Origin of the sequence: Streptomyces ficellus (genome assembly GCF_009739905.1) — a bacterium.
GTDB classification, from domain to species: domain Bacteria; phylum Actinomycetota; class Actinomycetes; order Streptomycetales; family Streptomycetaceae; genus Streptomyces; species Streptomyces ficellus_A.
In genome coordinates, this window is sequence record NZ_CP034279.1 from 6836380 (window position 1) to 6859619 (window position 23240).

A 23240-nucleotide genomic window follows, 5' to 3' on the forward strand; every position below is an offset into this window, starting at 1 on the left:
TGGCCGCCGTGGTGTGCCACGGGCCGTTCCGGGAAGACAGCCGGAAGGGCCACACCGGTACGCTGGCCCGTCGTGCGTCAGCGATCAAGCGTTCGCGTGGTGCGTACATGCGCACGGCGCACACACGCAGGCGTATACGGGGGCAAGAGCGATGGACGAGGACAATTCCGCGCGCGGTGAATCGGGTGCCCGGGCCGATACGGGCGCCCGGGCCGGTACCGGTGACGGCGGGCGGGACGCCCTGTCCGCCGCCGCGAGGGCGCTCTACGCCCGGATCACGGGCGGCGGGACCACCCGCCCGGCGGACGGGCCCGCCCTGGCGGAACTGCTCGCCTGGCGCCTGGTCGCCGTCGACCCCGACCGCCCGGCGGCGCCCGTCGCGCTCGACCCCCAGGAGGCCGGCCGGCGCCACCTCGACGAGGGACTGCGCGAACTGGCCGCCCGCGCGGCCGGCATGGCGGCCCTCCCCGCCGTCGCCGACGAGCTCGCCCTGCACTTCGAGCGCGCCAAGTGGCGGTCCGGCTCGGGCAGCGAGTTCCTCGCCGAACCCGAACAGGTCGGCGCCCGCATCGGCGAGGCGGTCGGCCGGGCCGGCACCGAGGTCCTCACCGCCCAGCCGCTCGGCCCGCCGGGCGCCGACGCCGTGGAGGCCGCGCTCGACCGCGACGCCCGCGCCCTGGCCCGCGGCGTGAGCGTGCGCACCCTGTGCCGCGACGGTGAGCGGGACGACCCGGCGACCCGCGACCGGGTGACACGGCTGACGGCGCGGGGCGCCCAGTTCCGTACGCTGGCCGCCCCGTTCCAGGCTTGCGTCGTCGTCGACCGGCGCCAGGCGTTCATCCCCGACCACGTCGTCGGCTCCAGCCCCACGCACGCCGCCTGGCACGTCATGGACCGGGCCCTGGTGGCGTTCATCGCCGAGGGCTTCGAGGACGCCTGGCGCCGCGCCGACATCTGGCACGGCGACCCCCGGCGGGCCGCGCCCGACGGCGGGACGGGACTGACCCACCGCCAGCGCGAGATCCTCATCGACACGGCGGCCGGTGTCGACCAGCGCATCACCGCCCGGCGCCTGAGCATCGGGCTGCGCACCCTGACCAAGGAACTCGGCGTCCTGCGCGCCCGCTGGGGCGCCCCCACCCTCGCCGCGCTCGCCTACCGGTGGGCCTTGTCCGCCGAACGGCACCGGATGACGGACGAGACATCGCAGACGGCGGAGACGGCCGGGAAGGCGGAGACGGCCGGGAAGGCGGAGACGGCGGGACCCGGGCAGTGAGGATCCGGCCAGCCAGGAGCCGTCCGGCGGCCCGGCGTTGGCCGAGGTTTTTCACCGAAGAAGCATCAGAAGAAATCCCCGGGGGATTGCTGCATGCTGGACGAGTTGATCGGCTCGCCTCCGGGCTCCGGCCGGTCCGCGAAACCGCTATTACGGGGGGCGTTGTCCGCGCCTCATGCCAGAAACGGGCAACGCAGGGCACGGGCAGCGTGTCCTGCCGGGCATCGCGTGGATACCGGGCAAGGTCGAGCCAGGGCCTTCCGGGCCGCCACACCGGATCATCGGTACGTCCCCCGTGATAGGGTGGCCCCGCGTGCCCGGGGCGTACCGGAGCCCCACGCCTCCTTCACCCACCGGTGCCTCACCCGCCCACCGGCGCCTCGCGCGTACGCGTCCAGGTGAGCAACTGCTCCACCGTCCACGTGTTGATCACCCGGCCGGCCGGTACGCCGCACTCCTCGGCCCGCGCGCAGCCCAGGACCTGCCAGTCCAGCTGCCCCGGCGCGTGCGCGTCGGTGTCGACCGCGAAGAACACCCCGGCGTCCACCGCCCGCCGCAGCAGCCGCCGCGGCGGGTCCAGCCGCTCCGGGCGGCTGTTGATCTCCACCGCCGTCCCCGACTCGGCGCACGCGGCGAAGACCTTGTCCGCGTCGAACTCCGACTCCGGCCGCTTCCCGCCGACCAGCCGGCCCGTGCAGTGCCCCAGCACGTCCACCAGCGGACTGCTCACGGCCCGCACCATGCGCCGCGTCATCGCCGGGGCGTCCATCCGCAGCTTGGAGTGCACGGACGCCACCACCACGTCCAGCCGGTCCAGCAGTTCGTCCTCCTGGTCGAGCGAGCCGTCCAGCAGGATGTCGCACTCGATGCCCGTCAGCAGCCGGAACGGCGCCCACCGCTCGTTCAGCTCCGCCACCACGTCCAGCTGCTCCCGCAGCCGCTCCGCCGACAGGCCGCGGGCCACCGTCAGCCGGGGGGAGTGGTCGGTCAGCACCGCCCACTCGTGCCCCAGCGCCGCCGCGGCCCGCCCCATGGCGTCGATCGGGCTCCCGCCGTCCGACCAGTCGGAGTGCAGGTGGCAGTCGCCGCGCAACGCCGCCCGCAGCGCCGCGCCCCGCTCCGGCGCCTCGCCCACCTCGCCCTCCAGCCGCTCCAGGTACGCTGGAACGTCCCCCGCCAGCGCCTCCCGCACCACCTGCGCGGTCTTCGGCCCCACACCCTTGAGCCGCTCCAGGGTCCCGGCCGCCGCCCGCTCGGCCACCTCCCCGTCACCGAGCGCCGACAGCGCCGCCGACGCGGTGCGGAACGCCCGCACCCGGTACGTCGGCGCCTGCGACCGCTCCAGCAGGTAGGCGATCCGGTCCAGGGCCTCGACGGGGTCCATGTGCTCCTCCTCGGCTAACCGGGCCGTGACGACGGGCCGATCTCGCACCACACCGCCTTGCCCTCGCCGCGCGGCTCCACGCCCCAGCGCAGCGCCAGCGCGTCCAGCAACAACAACCCCCGCCCCGAGGTGGCCGCCTCACCCGGCGTACGCCTCCGGGGCCACGCGCTGGAACGGTCCTGCACCGTCAGGCGCACCCGCCGCACCGGCTCCGGCAGCACCTCCAGGGTCAGCACCGCGCCCCCTTCGGTGTGCAGCAGCACATTGCCCAGCAGCTCCCCGGTGACCAGCTCCGCGTCGTCCGCGAAGCCCCGCATGTCCCAGTCACGCAGCGCCCGCCGCACCACCGCCCGCGCCTCCGACAGGCCCTGCGGATCGGCCTGGTGGATGTACTGGTGAATGCGCGGCGCCCGCGGCGTCCCCGGATCGGGGCTGCGCCGCAGCACCAGCAGCGCCACGTCGTCCCCCGCGCCCCACCGCTCCCAGAACCGCTGCGAGAGGTGGTCGGCCAGCGCCTCCGCCCCCGGCGGCCCGCTGCCCACCGCCGCCTCCAGCGCGTCGATGCCCTCACCGATGTCCGCGCCCGGCTGCTCGACCAGCCCGTCGGTGCACATCACCAGCGTCTCGCCCGGCACCAGGTCCAGCCGCGTCTCGGGGAACTCCTCGTCCCCGAACACCGACGCCACGCCCAGCGGCAGGCCGCCCGGCAGCTTGGGCCGCCCCACGCGCCCGTCCGTGTGCCGGATCAGCGGCCCCAGATGGCCCGCCCGCACCGCCCGTACCGTGCCCGAGTCCAGGTCCACCTGCGCGTACGTACAGGTCGCGAACCGCTCCGTGTCCAGCTCGGCGAGGAAGCGGGACGCCCGGGCCAGCACCGTCGACGGGGCGTGCCCCTCGCCCGCGTACGCCCGCAGCGCGATCCGCAGCTGGCCCATGATCGCGGCGGCGTGCGTGTCGTGGCCCTGCACGTCCCCGACCACGATCCCGACCCGCCCGCGCGGCAGCGGGATCACGTCGTACCAGTCACCGCCGACCTGCCGGCCGCTCCACGCCGAGTGGTACCGCACGGCGATCTCGCCGCCCTCGACCGCCGGGATGCGGCGCGGCAGCATCGTGGCCTGGAGGCCCGTGGCCAGCTCCCGCTCCTCGTCGAAGAGGGTCGCCCGCTGGAGCGACTGGGCGACGATCGCCGCCAGGCCCAGCGAGAGGTTCCGCTCGTCGGCGCTGAAGGCGGTGCGGCCCCGGTAGAACAGCGCCATCCCGCCCAGCGTCCGCGCCTGGGCCACCAGCGGCAGGTAGGCGGCCGCCCGGAACCGCAGCCGCCCGGCGTACGGCGCGAGCACCGGATAGTCCTTGATCAGCTCCTGGAACGAGCTGCTGAACAGCGGCCGCCCGCTCAGCACCGTCTCGGCGAGCGGCATCCCCGGCTCGAGCCGCCGCATCCGCAGGTGCTCCAGGACGTCCAGGGACTCGCCGCTGAGCGCGATGATGTTCAGCGAGCCGTTCTCGACCAGACCGAGCGCGAAGCCGTCCGCCCCGAGCCGGGCCAGGCCCCCCGGCCCGGTCAGCGCGGCCGTCACGTCGTCCACGGTCACCGCCCGGGACAGCGCCTGCGTGGTCCGCTCGACCATGTTCGTCTGCCGCTGCCTGCGCTTCTCCAGCTCCATCACGAAGGCGGAGTGCGTGATCTCCGACGTGGCGTCGCGGACGATCCCGACGATCCGGTGCGCCCGCCCGTCCCGGTCGCGCAGGATGCGGGCCTGCACGTGCGTCCACTGCACCGACCCGTCGTCGAGGGGCACCTGGAAGCGCGCCGCGTACGAGGACCGCCCGCTGACCAGCGCCTCCTTGATCACGTCATCCAGCCGGGCCCGTTCCTCGGGGTCGAGGCGGTGCACCAGGGAAGCGGGCCGGGAGTCGAACGTCCCGGGGGCCAGGCCGAACACCAGGAGCCCCGCCTCGTCGATGTCGATGGTGCCCGCGTCGAGGTCCCAGTCGAAGCTGCCCGTGCGGTTCATGGCGAGCCGCTCGGTCGGCCCGATCTCGCCGCTGTGTGCCCGGTTGTCCGTCATCCCCCTCATTGTCGAGCCGGTCACGCGCGAACGCCAAGGTGTCGGCGTGCCCCGTAGGGGTGAGCGTGGCCGTCCGGGGACGGCGACTCGAACTGCGTCCGGGGGCACCCCGGGGCAGGCTTGAAGCGTGACGAACCCCGAGGAGACGGGCTCGGGCCTGCGGACCCTGGGCGCCGCCCTGTCCGACGCCATGAGGCGGACCGGAGCGGCCATCGGCATGGGGTACCTGTACCCGCCCGGGGACGACGCCCTGCGGCTCGCGGTGCTGAGCGGGGTCTCGCTGGAGTTCGCCGCCCCCTGGATGCGGGTCGGGCCGCACGACCCGGTGCCCGTCGCGCACGCCGTGGCCGAAGGGCGCCTGGTGTGGATCGCCGACCGGGAGGACATGGCCCGCCGCTATCCCCGGCCCGGGCTCGTCCTGCCGTACCCCTTCTCCCTGGCCGCGGCCCCGGTCGCCGCGGACGGCACCACCTGGGGCGGCCTGGTGCTGATGTGGCCGGGCGGCCACCCGCCCGAACTGTCCGCGCCCGAGGAGGAGGCCCTGCACGACGGCCGCGCGCGCATGGCGGGGATCCTCGCCCGGGCCGCCGCCGACGGCAGCCCCGTGCTCCCCGGACGCACCCCGCGCCTCGTCCGGCCCGCCCGGCACACCCCGGGGCCCGTCGAGGCCGTCGCGGCGGTCGAGTTCATCCACCGCCTCCCCGGCGGGAGCTGCGCGCTGGACCTGGGCGGCCGGATCACCTTCGTCACCGAGGAGGCCGCCGCCCTGCTCGACGCCGACATCGACACGCTGATGGGCCGCCTGCCCTGGGAAGCGCTGCCCTGGATGGACAACCCCGCCGTCGAGGACCGCTACCGGGCCGCCGTCATCAGCCGCCGCGTCACCACGTTCACCACGCTGCGCCCGCCCGACCACTGGCTCCGCTTCGAACTCCACCCCGACGCCACCGGCATCAGCGTCCGCGTCACCCCGGCCGAGCCGGAAGGGGAGACGCCCCGGAACGGCACGGACACCGAGGCCGAACACACCACGCGGTCGGCCCTGCCGAGCCGCGCCACCGCCCTGTACCACCTGATGCACCTGGCCGCCACGCTCACCGAGGCCGCCGGCGTACGGGACGTCGCCGACCAGGCCGCCGACCAGATCGTCCCCGCCCTCGGTGCCCACGCCCTCGCCCTGCTCACCGCCGAGGAGGGGCGGCTGCACGTCGTCGGCCACCGCGGCTACGCCCCCGGCGTCATGGCCCGCTTCGACTCCGCGCCGCTCTCCTCCCACACCCCCGCAGCCCGGGTCCTGGCCAGCGGCCTGCCGCTCTTCTTCGGCACCCGGGCGGAACTGGAGAACACCTATCCCGCCGCGATCGTCCTGGACGCCGTGGGCGACGCCTGGGCGTTCCTGCCCCTGATCGCCTCCGGCCGCCCGGTCGGCTCCCTGATCCTTGCCTACGACCGGCCGCGCCCGTTCCACCCCGCCGAGCGCGCCATCCTCACCTCCCTGGCCGGCCTGATCGCCCAGGCCCTGGACCGGGCCCGGCTCTACGACAGCAAACGCGACCTCGCCCACCGCCTCCAGGACGGCCTCCTCCCGCACACCCTGCCCCACGTCCCCGGCCTGGAGGTCGCCGCCCGCTACCTCCCCGCCGGTCGCGGCATGGGCGTCGGCGGCGACTTCTACGACCTGATCCGGCTCCGCGGCAGCAGCGCCGCCGCCACCATCGGCGACGTACAGGGCCACGACGTCGCCGCCGCCGCCCTGATGGGCCAGGTGCGCGCCGCGGTCCACGCCGGCGCCGGAGCGCCGCCGGGCGAGGTCCTGGCCCGCGCCAACCGTCTCCTCACCGACCTGGAGCCGGGCCTGTTCACCAGCTGCCTGTACGCGCACATCGACCTCAAGCACCACCGCGCCCTCCTCGCCACCGCCGGCCACCCGCCACCCCTGGTGCGCCACCCCGACGGGCGCACCGACGTGCTGGACCTGCCGCCCGGACTGCTCCTCGGCATCGACCCGGCCGCCGACTACCCCACCGGCGGGGTCACCCTGCCCCTCGGCACCGTGCTCGTCCTCTACACCGACGGCCTGGTGGAGGCACCGGGCATCAGCCTCGACGACGCGACCACCGACCTGGCGGCCCTGCTCGGCGCAACGGACGCGCCCACCATGGACGCCCTCGCCGACGTCCTCGTCGCCCACGCCCGCGGCTCGGCACCCCGCCACGACGACATCGCGCTGCTCCTGCTCCGCACGGTCCCACCGGTCTGACGCCGGTGCGCACCCAGTCACCCCGCACAGCACCGGTACTCCGCGTGCCGGCGTGCTGGGCATCGCTTTCGAGAATCGAACAGGCGTATGATTCGGGCCATGGCTGGAACTGCTTTCCCCGACGATCTGCGCGCCGCCCAGACCCGCCTCCACCAGGCGACCGCCGAGCTCGCCGCCCTGTGCCGGACGCTGCCGTGGAGCGTGGAGCCCCTGGACGGGTGGCCGGGGCGGGAGCATCCGCACACCGGCGCCGTCACCGGGGGCCGGGCGCCCAGCCGTGGCTGGACCGAGGAGGAGAGGGAGGCGGTCGACCGGCTCCGGGCGCGGTGCGCCGAGCTGTCCCTGGAGGTCGCCGGTCATCCCTTCTGGCAGCAGGTCGAGACCGGGGAACGTGTGCGGGCCCGCTCGGCGCTGAAGCACGCCACGCGGTCCGAAGCGTTCCCCGGGGCCGCCGAAGCCGCCTGACCGCCGACCCGCCCGCGCCCATGACGCCCGAAGGACCCCACCGTGTCCGAGTCGCTACCGCCCCCGTACCCGCCGGACGACGAGCGGCTGGCTGATCTGGAGACGTACCTGACCGTGCAGCTCATGTACGTGCGCAGCCAGCGCGCCAGCCGGGCGCGCCAGCGCGAGATCCAGCAGCGGACCGCCCCGCCGGCCCCGCCGCCGTACCGGATCCAGCGCAGCCTGGACGCCGGGCGGACGCCGGTGCGGGTCCACCTCGGCACCTGCGTGCTGGCGGGCAGGGGCGCGGCGGGTGTGTCCCCGGAGGCCGCGCGGCAGGCGCTGGCCGGTCATGTCGAGGCCTGTGCGGTGTGCCGCCCCGACACCGAACTCGGCATGATCGAGGGCTGACGAACCGGCCCGCCCCGAACCGGCCCGCCCCGAACCGGCCCCGCTCCGGAGCGGCCCGTGCCCCCGACCACGGCGGTAATGTCCCGTACATGGTGGAATCCGGCGTTCTGCGGCAACCGGCGGTCATCGAGGCACCCTCCGTGCTGGGTCTGCGCCCCACGGGCGTGCAGGACCTGCCCGGCGCGCTCCTCGGGGCCGGCCTGCTCGAACGGCTGGGCGCGGTACGGGCCGGACGGGTGGAGCCGCCCGCGTACGAACCGGAGCGCGACCGCGAGACCGGGGTGCTCAATCCGGGCGGCATCGCGCGGTACGCGACCGAGCTGGCCGACGCGGTGGGCGAGGTCCTCGACTCCGGGCGCTTCCCGGTGGTGCTCGGCGGCGACTGCAGCATCCTGCTCGGCAACCTCCTCGCCCTGCGCCGCCGGGGCCGCCCCGGGCTCCTGTTCCTGGACGGCCACACCGACTTCTACCAGCCGGCCGCCGAACCGGCGGGGGAGGCCGCCTCCATGGAGCTGGCCCTCGCCACCGGCCGGGGACCGCGCCGCCTCACCGACCTCGAGGGCCGCGGCCCGCTCCTGCGGGACGAGGACGTCGTCGTCCTCGGATTCCGCGACGCCGCGGAATCCGCCGCCGCGGGGATGCAGCCCCTCCCTCCGGCCCTCTGCGCGATCGACCTCGACGGCGTACGCGCGCAGGGCGCCGCCGCCGCGGCCCGCCGCGCGGTCGACCGGCTGGGCAGTGGCGGCAGCGACGGCTACTGGATCCACCTCGACGCCGACGTCCTGGACGACGCGATCATGCCTGCCGTCGACTACCGCCTGCCGGGCGGGCTCAGCTGGACGGAACTCGAAACCGTGCTCCGGACGGCGCTGGCCGGCGACGGCGCCAGGGGACTCGACGTGACGATCTTCAACCCCCGCCTCGACCCGGACGGCCGCATCGCCACCCGCCTCGCCGAGGCCCTCGCCCGGGGCCTGGCGGCCCGCCCCGGCGCACCGTCCTGACCGCGGGGTGACAATGGCCCGGTGACAGGGGGTCCAGTGGCAGACGGTTCGACGGCGGGCGGCGCGAAGGCGGGCGGTACGGGAACGGGCGGTACGGGAACGGGGGGTCCGGGGGCGGGCGGTTCGGACCCGGCCGGTTCGGGAGGACCCCGCTTCCAGGTCCTCGGCCCCGCCCGGGCCGTGCGTCCCGACGGTACGCGGGCCCCGGTCACCGGCGCCCGGCTGAGGGCACTGCTGACCGCGCTCGTCGCGGCGGGCGGACGGACCGTCCCGGTGGGGCGGCTGGCCGGCCAGGTATGGACCGGCGAACCGCCGGCGGACCGGCCCGCCGCCCTTCAGGCCCTCGTGGGCCGGCTGCGCCGGGCACTCGGGCGGGACGCCGTGGTGTCCGCACCGGGCGGGTACCGGCTCGACGTCCGCCCCGAGGACATCGACCTCTTCCGCTTCGAGCGGCTCGCCGCCGACGGCACCGCCGCGCTCCGCGCCGGGGACCCGGCCGCAGCCGCCCGGCTGCTCGATCAGGCCCTGGACCTGTGGCGCGGCCCCGCCCTGGCCGACCTCCCCGGCCGGGACGGCGACCCCCTCACCGTACGGGCCGAACACCGCCGCACCGAGGCGCGCCGGGACCGGCTGGCCGCCGACGTCGCGCTCGGCCGCGCCGAAGCCGCCCTGACCGGGCTCGCCGAACTGACCGCCGAACAGCCGCTGGACGAGCCGCTGGCGGCCCTGCGCATCCGCGCCCTCCGGGCCGCCGGCCGCCCCGCCGAGGCACTCGCGGCGTACGAGGACGTCCGCGCCCGCCTCGCCACCCGGCTCGGCACCGACCCCGGAGCGGACCTCAGGGCCCTGCACGCCGAACTGCTCACGGGCGACGCGCCCGGACCCGGCGACGCCCCCGCGTCCGGAACCCCCGCGCACGGCCCCCTCCGCTCCGACGGCCCCGGGGCCGGCAACCTGGGGGCCCGCCTCACCTCCTTCGTCGGGCGCGCCGACGAACTCGCCGCGCTCGCCCGGCAGGTGCGCGAGCGCCGCCTGGTCACCCTGACCGGCCCCGGGGGCGTCGGCAAGACCCGGCTCGCCCTGGAGGCGGCCGCCGCGGCACGGGCCGAGGGGGACACCCGGCCCGACGGCACCTGGGTCGCCGAACTCGCCCCCGTACGCGACGAGGCCGGCGTGCCCGAGGCCGTCCTGCACGCCCTCGGGGTCCGCGAAACGCCCCGCTGGGGCGCCGACAGCCCGTCGCGCGACCCGCTCGCCCGCCGGCGCTCCCCGGAGGCGGTGAGGGGTCCCGCACGGAACGTGAGCCGCGACATCGGCCGGGCCGGGCGGGTGTAAGGGATGCGATCCGGGTACCCGGCGACGACAATGACTGCAGGACGAACAAGGAGGCGGCATGAACGCTGAGCCCGATTCGACCTCCAAGCGGGAGGGCGTCACGCCCGACCGGCTTCTGCACAGCGGCGCCGAAGGCGAATTCAACGCGGAAGACCTGGTCCTCGCTTCAGGACGTGACGTCAATCCCCAGAACCTGGCCTGGGCGGAACGCAGGCTGGCCGCGAAGGGCAAGGCCGCCCTCGACGAATTGCTCCCCTGACCCCGGCGGGCTCCCGACCCCGGCGACCCCCTGACACGGCTCCCGGGCCGCGCGACACGCTCCGTCGCGCGGCCCGGGAGCCGTGTCCGTCATCCCTCACGGCCGGACCAACGAGTCTACGCGTCCTGTCGTGCGGTTGCGGGCGCGGGCGTGACGGTCCGGGTGCCGGGGGCGGTGGGTTCGGGCAGGGCGCGGAAGAGGAGCCAGCTCAGGGCGGGCATGGCGATCAGGGGGGTGAGGGCGGTCTGGAGGGTGGTGGTGTCGGCGAGGTGTCCCAGCAGGGGGCTGATGAGGCCGCCGATGCTGACGGTGAGGCCGAGGATGATGCCGCTGGCGGTGCCGATGCGGGAGGGCAGGTAGTCCTGGCCGAGGGTGACCTGGAGGGAGAAGGGGACGTATAGGCCGGCGGAGGTGAGGGCCACGAAGAGGAACATGGCGGGGCCTGGTGTGTGGATGACGCCGGTGACGGCGGCGATGGAGAGCAGGTAGGACCAGCGCGAGACGCGGACGCGGTCGTAGCGGCTGGCCAGGGACCCGCCCAGGATCGAGCCGACGGCGCCGCCCAGGAACAGCAGGAACAGGGCGACGGTGCCCGCGGTGGTGCTGCCTTGCATGCGCTGCTGGGCGTAGAGGGAGATGAAGGTGCTCAGGCCGGTGAAGACTATGGAGCGGAAGACGACCGCTAGGGACAGCTTCACGAACGAGGCCACATCGTCCGTACCGGGGGGCGCCTGGGTCTTGGTCGTTCCGGTCTGGGGCCGGGCGAGCATCCGCAGGACGGGCACGCACAGGGCGGCGCCGACGAGCGCGGGCAGGACGAGGACGGGGGTCCAGTGCAGGGAGCCGTGTCCGATCGCGGCCGCCACCATGAGCGGGGCGAGCGCGAAGCCGATGTTGCCGCCGAGGGAGAACCAGCCCATCGCGCTGTGACTGCCCTGGCTGGCCTGCCGGGCCGCGCGGGCGGATTCCGGGTGGTAGGCGGCTACGCCGATGCCGGAGACGGCGACGAAGAACAGGGTGAGCCCGTAGGAGCCGCTCAGGCCGCTGAGCGCGATGCCCACCCCGCCCAGCAGGGTGCTGACCGGCAGCAGCCACGGCATCGCCCGCCGGTCGGTGAGCAGCCCGAACACGGGCTGGGCCACCGACGACAGCAAGGAGACCGCGAGCACGAGGCCGGAGGCGACCGCGTAGGTGTAGTCGCGTTCCGCGACGAAGAACGGGATCAGCGCCGCGACGGCGCCCTGATAGATGTCAACGCAGGCATGCCCAACGGCCAGCAGCAAGATCGATGTATTCCTTCGCACCCACCCATGCTGGAAGGGCCACCGGTGTCGCGCTTTCGATAAATTGACAGATGATGCAGAAAATCCGCCACACTCCTGTCGCGCCGACCCGGACCCAGCGCCTGGCCCCCGGCGGCGAGATCGACGCGCACCGCCACGACGACCACCAGATTGCCTACGCCAGCCGCGGCACCATCGCGGTGACCACGGACGCCGGCTCCTGGATCGCCCCCGCCACCCGCGCGCTCTGGATCCCCGCCGGCACCGTGCACCAGCACCAGGCCCACGGCGAACTCGACCTCCACCTCGTCGGCCTGCCCACCACCGACAACCCCCTCAGCCTGGACAAACCCGCCGTCCTCGCCGTCAGCCCCCTCCTGCGCGAACTCATCGTCGCCTACACCCGCGCCCCCTCCAACGACACCCCACCCCACCACAACCTGCGCGCCGTCATGCTCGACCAGCTCGCCCTCTCCCCCGAACGCCCCCTGCACCTGGCGGTCCCCACCGACCCCCTGCTCCGCGAACTGCACGACATCCTGCGCACCGACCCGTCCGACAACCGCTCCCTCGACGACCTCGGACGCCAGATCGGCGCCAGCGCCCGCACCCTCTCCCGCCGCCTCCGCGACGACCTCGGCCTCACCTACCCTCAGTGGCGCACCCAGATCAGACTCCACCACGCCCTGATCCTCCTGGCCGACCACACCCCCGTCACTACCGTCGCCCACCACTGCGGCTGGTCATCCGCCAGCACCTTCATCAACGTCTTCCGCCGCACCTTCGGCCACACCCCCGGCACCCGCCTCACCACCTGACCACGCGCCCCGGCCGGCGCACGAGCCGTCAAGATCCCTTGTCAGACCGGTCCTAGGCCGGCTCCGGAGCGGGCAGCGGGGTCCGCAGCGACGAGCCGCCCTCGTCCCAGGCGGTGAGCACCCGGTTCTCCCAGCGCTCGTCCAGCCACACCGTGGCCCGGATCCCGAACGCCACGTCCCGGGCGAGCGCGGGTTCGCGCTCCAGCAGGTCGCCCAGGACGTCCCGGCGCATCACCTGCTCGTGGACCGCGTCCGCCTCGACGTGCTCCGTGAAGAACCGGACGCACCGCTCCTCCGCCCCCAGCCGCTCCAGTGCCTTCGCCATCCGCCGGGCGCCCGGCGGCGAGGTGATCTCCAGGACCGCGAAGTTCCCGGCCGCCGCGCCCCGCAGCGAGCGGCGCAGCCCGAACAGGGACATCACGTTCACCGTGGCGAGCGTCGTGGCCGGGGCGAGGTCCAGGTAGCGGCCGTAGGAGGAGTCCAGCCCCGCGCCGTCCATGAGGTCCGCGAACAGCCGGGCGTGCACCCGTTCGCCGCGTCCGGCGCCGAACTCGTCGTACGCCACCGCGACCAGCGACGCCTTGGCCTGTCCCTCCAGCCGGGGGATCAGCCACGCCTGCGGGTCGGACTCCTTGAGCTGGTACAGCGAGCGGTGCACCAGGTATTCGCGCATCAGCTCCCAGGTGCCGTCCGCCATCAGCCGGTGCGACACGCCGTGCCCGTCGACCGGCTCGACCAACAGCGGGTCGAGCGCGGCGGTCACGTCGTCGTCGCCGGGCACCGCCTCGCGCAGCGCCGCCAGGAACGCGTCCTCCATGGGGCGGCGCAGGGCGAGCAGCGCCGGGTCCCACTCGCGGTCGTCGGCGACGCCCTCCAGCGCCCGGTAGTGGGGCTCGTACGCCAGGTACAGCGCCAGCTGGAGGTCCTCGCCCAGCGGGTCGGCGCCCGCCACGCCCACCCCGGGCGCCGTCCCGTCCCGCAGGACCTCCAGCACGGCAGCCGACAGGGGGCCCCGTTCCTCGGGCAGGGGAGCGGCCGCCGTCATTCGTCCTCCTCCACGTCCATCTGCTCCAGGGGCCGCACCGCCGGCCCCTGCACCACCTTGCCGTCCACGTCGAACCGCGACCCGTGGCACGGGCACTCCCACGCGCGCTCATCGTCGTTGAAGTGGACCAGGCACCCCAGGTGGGTACAGCGCGCCGACACGGCGTGCAGGGAGCCCGCCGCGTCGCGGTGCACCGCCAGCCGCCGCCCTCCGACCCGTACGACGGCGCCGCCGCCGCGCGGGATGTCGGTGGTCGAGTCGGCGTGGGCGCCCGGCAGCCGGTCACCGATGAAGTGCTTGCCCACCTGCGCCTGGAGCCGCAGCATGGCGGGCGCCTCCCGCACCGGGTGGAGCCGCACCGGGTCGTACAGGCTCGTCCAGGCGGGTTCCCGTCCCCGGATGCGGGCCGCGATCAGGTCGCCGGCCATCACCCCGTTGCTCATGCCCCAGCCGGCGAAACCGGTCGCCACGTACACGTGCCGGGACCCGGCGTGCAGCCGCCCCACATAGGGCACCTTGTCGGTGGTGACGTTGTCCTGCGTCGCCCAGCGATGGGTGATCTCCAGGCCGTCGAACCGTTCCCGCGCCCAGGTGGCGAGCGTGTCGAAGCGCGCACCGACCTCGCCCTCGTCGACAGTGCCGGGGGTGAACTTCTCACCCGTGACGATCAGCATCCGGCGCCCGTCCTCGCCGTACGGCGCGGTGCGCACCGAGCGCGTGTTCTCCTCCCAGGTGAGGAACATCCCGCCCGGGTCCTGCCCGGCCGGGAGCGGACCGGCCACCACCAGCTCCCGCTTGGGCTCCAGCCGGGTGAACAGCAGCGCCCGGTCGAAGACGGGGTAGTGGGTGGCGACGACGACCTCCTTCGCCCGGATCGTGTGCCCGGCGCTCGTGGTCAGTTCGCACGGCGAACCCTCCTTGAGCTGGGTCACCCGCGTCCGTTCGAAGATCCGCCCGCCCAGCACCTCCAGGTCGGCGGCGAGCCCCAGCAGGTACTTGCGGGGGTGGAACTGCGCCTGGTTCTCCACCTTGACCGCGCCGACGACCGGGAACGGCAGCGGTACGTCGGTCACGTAGGAGGCGTCCAGGCCCGCCGCCCGTGCCGCCTCCGCCTCCTCGCGCAGCTGGTCCGCCTTGGCCGGGTCACCGGTGTACGTGTAGGCGGGCTGCCTCTCCCACTCGCAGTCGATGCCCAGCTCCTCGCTCACCCCGGCCACCTTGTCGACGGCGATCGCTTGCGAGTGGGCGTACAGCCGGGCGGCCCGGGCGCCGTGGATCCTGGCGATGTCCGCGTACACCAGGCCGTGCAGCGCCGACAGCTTGGCCGTGGTGTGGCCGGTGACGCCCGACGCGATGCGGTCCGCCTCCACGAGGACCACCTGGTGTCCGGCCCGGGCCAGCTCCCACGCCGTGCAGAGCCCGGCGATCCCGCCGCCCACGACGGCCACCTCCGTCTCGACGGGACCGTCCACGGCCGGCCGGGCGGGGCCGGGCGCGTACTCCATCCACAGCGAACCGGAGACCGCACCGGAACCGGACGCAAAACTCATCGCTCACTCCTCACACAGCTCTCACCAGCGTTTCGCCGGGAAAGTCCGAGGTACCCGCTGTGCATGCGTCTACTCAGACCGCGCGGCGTGTACGCGCCCCAGGAGGACACCGAACTGCTCGCCCAGGCCGCCCGAAGCGAACTGCGCGCCCTGTGCGAGCAGCCCCGTGTCGAGGTGCTCGACGTGGGAACCGGGACCGGCGCGCTGGCGCTCATGGCGGCCGAGTGCGGAGCGGCCCGGGTGACCGCCGTCGACATCTCCTGGCGTGCGGTGCTCGCCGCGCGGTACAACGCCTGGCGCCTCGGGCTGCCCGTCGTCGTGCGCCACGGCGACCTGACCGGGCCCGTCTCGGGCCGGCGCTTCGACCTGATCCTGTCCAACCCCCCGTACGTGCTGTCCCCGCGCCCGCTGCGGCGCGGGGCGGTGCGCACCTGGAACGCGGGCGTGGACGGGCGGCAGGTCATCGACCGGCTGTGCGACCGGGCGCCCGGCATGCTGACGGACGCGGGGGTGCTGCTGCTGGTGCAGTCGGCCCTGTCCGGCGTGGACGCCACCCTGGAGCGGCTGCAGGACGGGGGCCTGACGGCGCGGGTCGAGCTGCGCACGACCATCCCCTTCGGGCCGGTGATGGCCCGGCACGCCGACTGGCTGGAGGAGCAGGGGCTGATCGAGCCCGAGGAGCGCAAGGAGGACCTGGTGGTGATCCGTGCGCAGCGAACCTGAACACGTTCCCGGGCGTGCCGCCGAACGGGTGGTCATCGACCCGGAGGGGCCGCTCCTGATGGAGGGGCCCGTCGAGATCCGGCTGCCGGACGGGTCGACGGCGTACTCCGACCGGTTCATGGTCGCGGTGTGCACCTGTCGCCGCAGCCGCCGCTATCCCTGGTGCGACACCAGCCACCGGCGCCGGACACGCGGGGAGACCGACCGGACGCACGGGGAGGATTGAAAGGTTCCGGGCTGCGCACTCGTACGGCATGAACCACCCCAACCCGAACCCGAACCCCGACCCGGATCCCGATCCGGAGCGCACCCCGGGTCTCGACCCCGGTGGTGGCGTCCCGCCGGGCGAGACGCCACCCGCGGAATCGAGCATGTCCGGGGCCGGACCGCGGGAGACGCACAACCCCCCGACCGGCTGGTCCAAGGTCCCGCTGGTGATGATCCTGCTGGTCGTCGGCCTCGTGGCGGCACTGTTCCTCGTGATGGCCATCGTGATCGCACTCTGAAGGGAGTCAGCGGCATGACAACCGCCCGTCAGCTGATGACCAAGGGCGTCGACTGCGTCGGTGAGGGCGACACCGTCCTCCAGGCGGCCGAGATGATGCGGCAGCTCGGGGTCGGCGCGATGCCGATCTGCGGCGCGGACGACAGGCTCAAGGGCATGCTGACCGACCGCGACATCGTCGTGAAGGCGCTCGGCGCCGGCAAGGACCCGGCGACGACGACGGCGGGCGAACTGGCGCAGGGCGAGGTGGTGTACGTGGACGCGGACGACGACGCGAAGCTGGTGCTGCGCAAGATGTCCCGCCACAAGGTGCGCCGGCTCCCGGTGATCGACGACCACCGCCTGGTGGGCATGATCGCCCAGGCCGACATCGCCCGGGGACTCCCCGACGCCCAGGTGGGCGACCTCCTGGACGCCCTCTCCAGCGACTGACCCCGCCACCACCGCGCAGGCCCCCCCACCCGCCGTCCCCGCCCGGGGGCGGCGGGCTCCGCCGTGCGCGCCGCCCGCCGCCCGGCACCGCACGGGCCTTCCGCATTACTGGAACGCGTTCTACTCTGTGCGGCGCCGAAGGGACTGGCCGCGACGCCTGGAGGGGCCGTGCACCTCGAATACACGCCGGAGCAGCACCGGCTGCGCGCCGAACTGCGCGCCTACTTCGCCGAACTCGTACCGCAGGGCACCCACCCGGGAGACGCCGACCCGGCCGCCCGCAAGCGGTTCTACCGCACCACCGTCCGCCGCCTCGGCGCCGACGGCTGGCTCGGCGTGGGATGGCCGCGCGAATACGGCGGGCGGGGGCTGACCCCCATGGAACAGTTCATCTTCTTCGACGAGGCCGCCCAGGCCGGCGTACCGCTCCCGCTCATGGCGCTCAACACCGTCGGCCCCACGATCATGCGGTACGGCAGCGACGAGCAGAAGGCGTACTTCCTGCCCCGCATCCTCTCCGGCGAGATCGACGTCGCCATCGGCTACAGCGAGCCGGGCGCCGGCACCGACCTCGCCGCGCTCCGGACCAAAGCCGTCCGCGAGGGCGACGAGTACGTCATCAACGGCCAGAAGATCTGGACCACCAACGGCGACACCGCCGACTGGGTGTGGCTCGCCGTCCGCACCGACCCCGACGCCCCGCCCCACAAGGGCATCACCATCCTCCTCGTCCCCACCACCGACCCCGGCTACTCCTGCACCCTCATCAACACCCTCGCCGGTCACGACACCACCGCCGGCTACTACGAGAACGTCCGCGTCCCCGTCTCCCACCGCATCGGCGAGGAGAACCACGGCTGGCGGCTGATCACCAACCAGCTCAACCACGAACGCGTCACCCTCGCCGCCCACGGCACCATGGCCGTCCGCGCCCTCCACGACGTACAACGCTGGGCCGCCGGCACGAAACTGGCCGACGGGCGGCGCGTCATCGACCTCGGCTGGGTCAGGACGCGCCTCGCGCGGACCCACACCCGGCTGGAGGCGCTGAAGCTGCTCAACTGGCGCATGGTCACCGCACTCCAGCACGGCACTCTCACCCCCCAGGACGCCTCCGCCGTCAAGGTGTACGGCTCCGAGGCACGCCGCGACGCGTACGCCTGGCTCATGGAGGTCGTCGGCTCGGCCGCCCCCCTCAAGGAGGGCTCGGCCGGCGCCGTCCTCCACGGCGACCTGGAACGCGGCTACCGCTCCGCCGTCATCTTCACCTTCGGCGGCGGCAACAACGAGATCCAGCGCGAGATCATCTCCTGGATCGGACTGGGCATGCCCCGGGTACGGAGGTAGCGTCGGACGATGGCCACCCCCACGGGCGCGAGCGGCGCGGACCCGGGCCTCTTCGGGCCCGCCTCCGTCACCTGGCAGCTGCACGGCGACCCCATGATGTGGATCGCCGGCATCCGCGCGCTGTACCTCCAGGCACTGCACCCGGACGCCGTCCGCGGAGTCATGATCAACAGCAGCTTCCTCGACGACGCCTGGGGCCGGCTGATGCGCACCGCCGGATTCGTCGGCACCCGCACCTACGGCACCACCGACGCCGCCGAGAAGGCCGGCGCCCGCGTCCGCAGGATTCACCGGCTGCTCGGCGTCGACGACCCCGAGCTGCTGCTGTGGGTCCACTGCGCCGAGACCGACTCCTACCTGCACGTCCTGCGCCGCTCCGGCATCCCCCTCGACGACCGGCAGGCCGACCGCTACCTCACCGAACAGCGCGTCAGCGCCCGGCTCGTGGGCCTCGACCCCGACCGCGTACCCGGCACCACCACCGCGCTGGCCGCCTACTTCGACCGGATGCGACCCGCGCTGACGGTCGGCCCCGACGCCCGCACCGTGGACGCCTTCCTGCGCCGCCCGCCCGTCCCGCCACCACTCGTCCCCGCCCGCGCCCTGATCTGGCGCCAGGTGGCGGCCCTCGCCTACGACTCCCTCCCGCCGTACGCCCACACCCTGTACGGCAGGCCCGCGCCGAGCCCCGCCACCGTCACCCACAGGTTGCGGGTAACCGGCAACCTGCTTCGCTCCGTCCCCTCCCGTATCCGCTGGCAACTCCCGCCCCGGCACATCCTGGAAGCCGTGGCCAGACTGGGTCCCGACACACGCCCGGCCCCGTACACACTCCGCACACGGGCCGCCATACTGGACGGGCCGGGGAGGGCGTAACGGGGACGACGGGCAGACCGACGGGTACGCGACGGGGGCGATGGCACGCGATGGGGGACACCAGGCTGCTCCAGGGCCGCTACCGGCTCGAGGAGCTGATCGGACGCGGCGGCATGGGCGAGGTGTGGCGCGCCACCGACGAGTCGCTCGGCCGCCGCGTGGCGGTCAAGTGCCTCAAACCGCTGGGACCGCAAGCGGACCGCACCTTCGTCACCGTGCTGCGCGAACGGTTCCGCCGCGAGGCGCGCGTCGCGGCCGCGCTCCAGCACCGGGGCATCACCGTCGTCCATGACTTCGGCGAGTCCGACGGCCTGCTCTACCTGGTCATGGAACTCCTCGAAGGCCGCAACCTCAGCCAGCTCCTGGAGGACAACAAGCAGCACCCGCTGCCCGTCCACGACGTCGTCGACATCGCCGAACAGGTCGCCGACGCCCTCGCCCACACCCACCGGCAGGGCATCGTGCACCGGGACCTCAAACCCGCCAACATCATGCGGCTCGGCGACGGCACGGTGAAGATCTGCGACTTCGGCATCGCCCGCCTCGGCGCCGACATCGGCTTCACCGCCCGCCTCACCGGCACCGGCGTCGCCATGGGCACCCCGCACTACATGTCACCCGAGCAGATCAGCGGCGGGCACGTCGACCACCGCAGCGACCTGTACTCGCTGGGCTGCGTCCTGTACGAGATCGCCACCGGCGCACCGCCCTTCGACCTCGACGACGCCTGGGCCGTCCTCGTGGGCCACCGCGACACCCCGCCCCAACCGCTGCGCAGCCACCGGGCGGACGTACCCGAGTCCTTCGAGCGGGCCGTCCTCGACCTGCTCGCCAAGACCCCCGACCAACGCCCCGCCGACGCCACCGACCTCCTCCGCCGCATCACCGGCGCCGCCCGCCGCCCGAGCGCCGCCACACTGCTCCACGCGTCCCGCGCGCCCGCCCCGGCGCACCCCCACCTGCCCTGGTGGACCCGTGGCATGACCACCGGCCACAAGGCCGTCGGCACCGCGCCGCCGCTCACCGCCCCGCCCGACCCCTCGGCCGGCCTCACCGGCGAGTGGACCACCTCCCGCCCGCGCGGCACGGCCCTTCCGCCCCCGCACACCCCGCCGCAGCGCCCCGCCCCCCGGCCCGGGGTCCTCGCCCACCTCGCCGGCCGGCACGGCGCCGGCCTCAGCCTCGGCAGGCTCGGCCGCTGGGAGGAGGCCGGCGAGGTGCACCGCGCGGTCGCCGCCGAGCGGGAACACGCCCTCGGCCCCGACCACCCCGACACGCTCACCAGCCGCTACGAGGTCGGCGTCGCGCTCAACCGCACGGGCCGCGACGCCGACGCCCTGCGCGAGTTCGGCCGCGTCACCGAGGGCCGGGCCCGGGTCCTCGGCCCCGACCACCCCGACACCCTCACCGCCCGCCAGGAGATGGCGTACGTCCTCGGCCGGCTCGGCCGCCACGTCGAAGCCCACCAGGTGTACACCTCCGTCCTCGACGCCCGCACCCGCACCGTGGGCGCCGACCACCCCGACACGCTGCGCTGCCGCCACAACCTGGCGTTCACCCTCGGCCGGCTCGGGCGGCTGGAGGAGTCCTGCCGCACCGCGCAGGACGTGGCCGCCGCCCGCGCCCGCCTGCTGGGACCGGAGCACCCCGACACCCTGGTCACCCGGTACGAAGTGGCGTACACCCTCGGCCAGCTGGGCCGCTGGACCGACGCGCTGCACACCTACCGCGAGGTCGCCGAGGCCCGCGCCCGCGCGCTGGGCGCCGGCCACCCCGACACCCTCGCCGCCCGCTACGAGGTGGGGACAAGCCTCGGCAGGCTCGGCCGCAGCCACGAGGCGCTGGAGCTGTACCGCGACCTCGTCGGCGCCCGCACCCGGGCGCACGGCCCCGACCACCCCGAGACGCTGCGCGCCCGGCACGGCCTGGGCGTCAACCTCGGCCGGCTCGGCCGCTGGCAGGAGGCGCTCGCCGAAGCCCGGGACGTGTGCGCGATCCGCGAACGCGTGCTGGGCCCCGACCATCCCGACACGCTGGTCAGCCGCCGCGAGGTCGCCGTCGGGCTCGGCTGGCTCGGCCGCTGGGCGGAGGCCCTCTCCTCGTACCGGCGGGTCGCCGAGGCACGCGACCGGGTGCTGGGCACCACCCACCCCGACGCCCTCACCAGCCGCAACGACGAGGCGCACTGCCTCCAGCAACTGGGCCGGCAGGCCGAGGCCGTCGACCTGTACCGCCGGGTCGCCGAACTGCGCCGCCTGGGCAGCGGCCCCTGGAAGACCGAAGCCGGCGCGTGCTACGAAGGGGCATGACCGTACAGCGCGCGTACGACGCCGTCATCGTCGGCGGCGGCCACAACGGACTGGTCGCCGCCGCCTACCTCGCCCGCGCCGGGCGCTCCGTCCTCGTCCTGGAGCGCCTGCCCGGCACCGGCGGGGCCGCCGTCTCCACCACGCCCTTCGCCGGCGTCGACGCCCGGCTCTCGCGCTACTCCTACCTGGTGTCCCTGCTGCCGCCGAAGATCGTGGCCGATCTGGGCCTGCGGTTCGCCGTCGCCCGGCGCACGGTCTCCTCGTACACCCCGGTCGAGCGCGGGGGCCGGGCCGGGGGGCTGCTGGTGGGCGGCGAGGGTACCCGGGAGTCGTTCGCCGCGCTCACCGGCTCCGACGCCGAGTACCAGGCGTGGCGGCGGTTCTACGCGAAGACCGGGCGCGTCGCCCAACGGGTCTTCCCCACCCTCACCGAACCACTGCCCAGCCGCGAGGCGCTGCGCGTCCGCGTCGACGACGACGAGGCGTGGCGGATGCTCTTCGAGGAGCCCGTCGGCGTCGCGATCGAGCGGACCTTCCAGGACGACCTCGTCCGCGGGGTCGTCCTCACCGACGCGCTGATCGGCACCTTCGCCGACGCCCACGACGTGTCCCTCGCCCAGAACCGCTGCTTCCTCTACCACGTGATCGGCGGCGGGACGGGGGAGTGGAACGTGCCCGTCGGCGGCATGGGCGCCCTGACCGGCGCCCTCGCGGACGCGGCGCGCGCGGCGGGCGCCGAGATCCGCACCGGCCACGAGGCGGTCCGGATCACCACGGACGGCCAGGAGGCCGAGGTCGCCTACCGCACCGACGCGGGCGACGGCACTGTCGCGGGTGAAGGCACCGTCGCCGCCCGGCACGTCCTCGTCGGCGCCTCGCCGCACGCGCTGGCCGCGCTGCTGGACGCGCCCGCCCCGCCGCCCGCCGAGGGCGCCCAGCTGAAGGTCAACATGCTGCTGAAGCGGCTGCCCCGGCTGCGGGACCGCTCCGTCGACCCGCGGGACGCGTTCGCCGGAACGTTCCACATCGCCGAGGGGTACGGCCAGTTGGCGACCGCGTACCGGGAGGCGGCGGCCGGCCGGCTGCCGGGCGCCCCGCCCTCCGAGATCTACTGCCACTCGCTGAGCGACCCGTCGATCCTCGGCCCCGACCTCGCCGCCCGGGGCTACCAGACCCTGACGCTCTTCGGCCTGCACACCCCGGCGCGCCTGTTCACCGCCGACAACGACGCCACCCGCGCCGCGCTCCTCAAGGCCACCCTCGCCGAACTCGACGCCCACCTGGACGAGCCGCTCGCGGACTGCCTCGCCACCGACGCCGAGGGCCGCCCCTGTATCGAGGCGAAGACGCCGCTCGACCTGGAGCGGGACCTGCGGCTGCCGGGCGGCCACATCTTCCACGGCGACCTCGCCTGGCCGTACGCCGCCGACGGCACCGGCCGCTGGGGCGTGGAGACCGCGCACGCCAACGTGCTGCTGTGCGGCGCCGGCGCGGCCCGGGGCGGCGGGGTCAGCGGCATCCCGGGCCACAACGCCGCCATGGCGGTCCTGGGCGGCTGAGGCGGGCCGGGGGCCGGGCGGCCGGGGGTCACGAGCCGGGCCCGACAACGCCGGATGGGCGCCACCGGGGCGCCCATCCGATGTGCCGTCCGGGAAGGTCAGTCGATTTCCCAGCAGGTGCCGTCGATGTGCGCGACCTTGACGTCACCGGCCTTCACCTTGCCGCCGGAACCCCAGCAGCCTTCGACATCCGAGGAGTGGGCGGCGGCGGGGGCGGCGGCCATGAAGCCGACCGCCAGCAGACCGGCCAGAACGAGCGAGATGCGCCGAAGCATGAGTTTCTCCTTCGAGTTGGGGACTCGACTCGACTGTTCATCAGCCGCCGCCCAACCGCACGCCGAGTCGCGC

Annotated in this window: 22 protein-coding genes; 16 read left to right on the forward strand and 6 right to left on the reverse strand. The window is 74.7% G+C overall.

What is annotated here, in order from left to right:
* The first annotated feature begins 151 nt into the window (after positions 1-151).
* The gene (locus EIZ62_RS30725; RefSeq protein WP_156695926.1) at positions 152-1276 is read left to right on the forward strand and encodes a phospholipase D-like domain-containing protein; all 1125 of its coding nucleotides are present in this window, start codon (positions 152-154) and stop codon (positions 1274-1276) included.
* 361 nt (positions 1277-1637) lie between these two features.
* Here the strand turns inward: EIZ62_RS30725 and EIZ62_RS30730 are convergent, their stop codons facing one another.
* Positions 1638-2660, reverse strand: coding sequence for a PHP domain-containing protein (locus EIZ62_RS30730; RefSeq protein ID WP_156695927.1), 1023 nt, complete (start codon positions 2658-2660; stop codon positions 1638-1640).
* Between the two features lie 14 nt (positions 2661-2674).
* The gene (locus tag EIZ62_RS30735) at positions 2675-4732 is read right to left on the reverse strand and encodes a SpoIIE family protein phosphatase (RefSeq protein WP_156695928.1); all 2058 of its coding nucleotides are present in this window, start codon (positions 4730-4732) and stop codon (positions 2675-2677) included.
* A 190-nt stretch (positions 4733-4922) separates the two neighbouring features.
* On the opposite strand from EIZ62_RS30735, the gene EIZ62_RS30740 reads away from it, so the two are divergent.
* The 6 genes from EIZ62_RS30740 (at position 4923) to EIZ62_RS30765 (ending at position 10445) form a co-directional block, all read left to right on the forward strand.
* Positions 4923-6992, forward strand: coding sequence for a SpoIIE family protein phosphatase (locus EIZ62_RS30740; RefSeq protein WP_156696684.1), 2070 nt, complete (start codon positions 4923-4925; stop codon positions 6990-6992).
* 99 nt (positions 6993-7091) lie between these two features.
* A complete protein-coding gene (locus tag EIZ62_RS30745) occupies positions 7092-7457 on the forward strand; it encodes a hypothetical protein (RefSeq protein ID WP_156695929.1) in 366 nt (121 codons plus the stop codon).
* Positions 7458-7499: 42 nt separating this feature from the next.
* Positions 7500-7847: a DUF6233 domain-containing protein gene (locus EIZ62_RS30750; protein WP_156695930.1), complete on the forward strand. Its 348-nt coding sequence runs from the start codon at positions 7500-7502 to the stop codon at positions 7845-7847.
* A gap of 89 nt (positions 7848-7936) precedes the next feature.
* Entirely contained in the window at positions 7937-8851 is a 915-nt protein-coding gene (locus EIZ62_RS30755) for an arginase family protein (protein WP_167536447.1), read from the forward strand.
* A gap of 36 nt (positions 8852-8887) precedes the next feature.
* The gene (locus EIZ62_RS30760; RefSeq protein ID WP_156695931.1) at positions 8888-10186 is read left to right on the forward strand and encodes an AfsR/SARP family transcriptional regulator; all 1299 of its coding nucleotides are present in this window, start codon (positions 8888-8890) and stop codon (positions 10184-10186) included.
* A gap of 58 nt (positions 10187-10244) precedes the next feature.
* Positions 10245-10445 (forward strand): hypothetical protein, encoded by a 201-nt coding sequence (locus tag EIZ62_RS30765; protein WP_156695932.1) that lies wholly within the window; start codon positions 10245-10247, stop codon positions 10443-10445.
* A gap of 116 nt (positions 10446-10561) precedes the next feature.
* Here EIZ62_RS30765 and EIZ62_RS30770 read toward each other — a convergent pair whose 3' ends face one another.
* Positions 10562-11749: an MFS transporter gene (locus EIZ62_RS30770; RefSeq protein ID WP_156695933.1), complete on the reverse strand. Its 1188-nt coding sequence runs from the start codon at positions 11747-11749 to the stop codon at positions 10562-10564.
* A 53-nt stretch (positions 11750-11802) separates the two neighbouring features.
* Here EIZ62_RS30770 and EIZ62_RS30775 point away from each other — a divergent pair, with 53 nt between their 5' ends.
* A complete protein-coding gene (locus tag EIZ62_RS30775) occupies positions 11803-12546 on the forward strand; it encodes an AraC family transcriptional regulator (RefSeq protein ID WP_167536491.1) in 744 nt (247 codons plus the stop codon).
* Between the two features lie 52 nt (positions 12547-12598).
* Here EIZ62_RS30775 and EIZ62_RS30780 read toward each other — a convergent pair whose 3' ends face one another.
* Positions 12599-13591, reverse strand: a complete 993-nt coding sequence (locus EIZ62_RS30780; protein WP_156695935.1) for an iron-containing redox enzyme family protein — start codon at positions 13589-13591, stop codon at positions 12599-12601.
* Positions 13588-15141, reverse strand: coding sequence for an FAD-dependent oxidoreductase (locus EIZ62_RS30785; protein WP_156695936.1), 1554 nt, complete (start codon positions 15139-15141; stop codon positions 13588-13590). Before EIZ62_RS30785 ends, EIZ62_RS30780 begins: the two co-directional genes overlap by 4 nt.
* Positions 15142-15204: 63 nt before the next feature.
* Here EIZ62_RS30785 and EIZ62_RS30790 point away from each other — a divergent pair, with 63 nt between their 5' ends.
* The 8 genes from EIZ62_RS30790 to EIZ62_RS30825 all read left to right on the forward strand — a co-directional run bounded on the left by EIZ62_RS30790 (position 15205) and on the right by EIZ62_RS30825 (position 22892).
* The gene (locus EIZ62_RS30790; protein ID WP_156695937.1) at positions 15205-15864 is read left to right on the forward strand and encodes a HemK2/MTQ2 family protein methyltransferase; all 660 of its coding nucleotides are present in this window, start codon (positions 15205-15207) and stop codon (positions 15862-15864) included.
* The gene (locus EIZ62_RS30795; protein WP_425281863.1) at positions 15848-16090 is read left to right on the forward strand and encodes a CDGSH iron-sulfur domain-containing protein; all 243 of its coding nucleotides are present in this window, start codon (positions 15848-15850) and stop codon (positions 16088-16090) included. Before EIZ62_RS30790 ends, EIZ62_RS30795 begins: the two co-directional genes overlap by 17 nt.
* 28 nt (positions 16091-16118) lie before the next feature.
* Positions 16119-16370, forward strand: a complete 252-nt coding sequence (locus EIZ62_RS30800; RefSeq protein ID WP_156695938.1) for a DUF6480 family protein — start codon at positions 16119-16121, stop codon at positions 16368-16370.
* Between the two features lie 14 nt (positions 16371-16384).
* Complete coding sequence (locus EIZ62_RS30805) at positions 16385-16801, forward strand: CBS domain-containing protein (protein WP_156695939.1); 417 nt, start codon at positions 16385-16387, stop codon at positions 16799-16801.
* A 168-nt stretch (positions 16802-16969) separates the two neighbouring features.
* Positions 16970-18148 (forward strand): acyl-CoA dehydrogenase family protein, encoded by a 1179-nt coding sequence (locus tag EIZ62_RS30810; RefSeq protein ID WP_156695940.1) that lies wholly within the window; start codon positions 16970-16972, stop codon positions 18146-18148.
* 9 nt (positions 18149-18157) lie between these two features.
* Complete coding sequence (locus EIZ62_RS30815) at positions 18158-19024, forward strand: oxygenase MpaB family protein (protein WP_156695941.1); 867 nt, start codon at positions 18158-18160, stop codon at positions 19022-19024.
* A gap of 50 nt (positions 19025-19074) precedes the next feature.
* On the forward strand, positions 19075-21333 hold the full coding sequence (locus EIZ62_RS30820; protein ID WP_156695942.1) for a serine/threonine-protein kinase: 2259 nt from the start codon (positions 19075-19077) through the stop codon (positions 21331-21333).
* A complete protein-coding gene (locus EIZ62_RS30825; RefSeq protein ID WP_156695943.1) occupies positions 21330-22892 on the forward strand; it encodes a phytoene desaturase family protein in 1563 nt (520 codons plus the stop codon). Before EIZ62_RS30820 ends, EIZ62_RS30825 begins: the two co-directional genes overlap by 4 nt.
* Before the next feature lie 98 nt (positions 22893-22990).
* On the opposite strand, the gene EIZ62_RS30830 is transcribed toward EIZ62_RS30825, so the two are convergent.
* On the reverse strand, positions 22991-23167 hold the full coding sequence (locus EIZ62_RS30830) for a hypothetical protein (protein ID WP_156695944.1): 177 nt from the start codon (positions 23165-23167) through the stop codon (positions 22991-22993).
* Between the last annotated feature and the right edge of the window lie 73 nt (positions 23168-23240).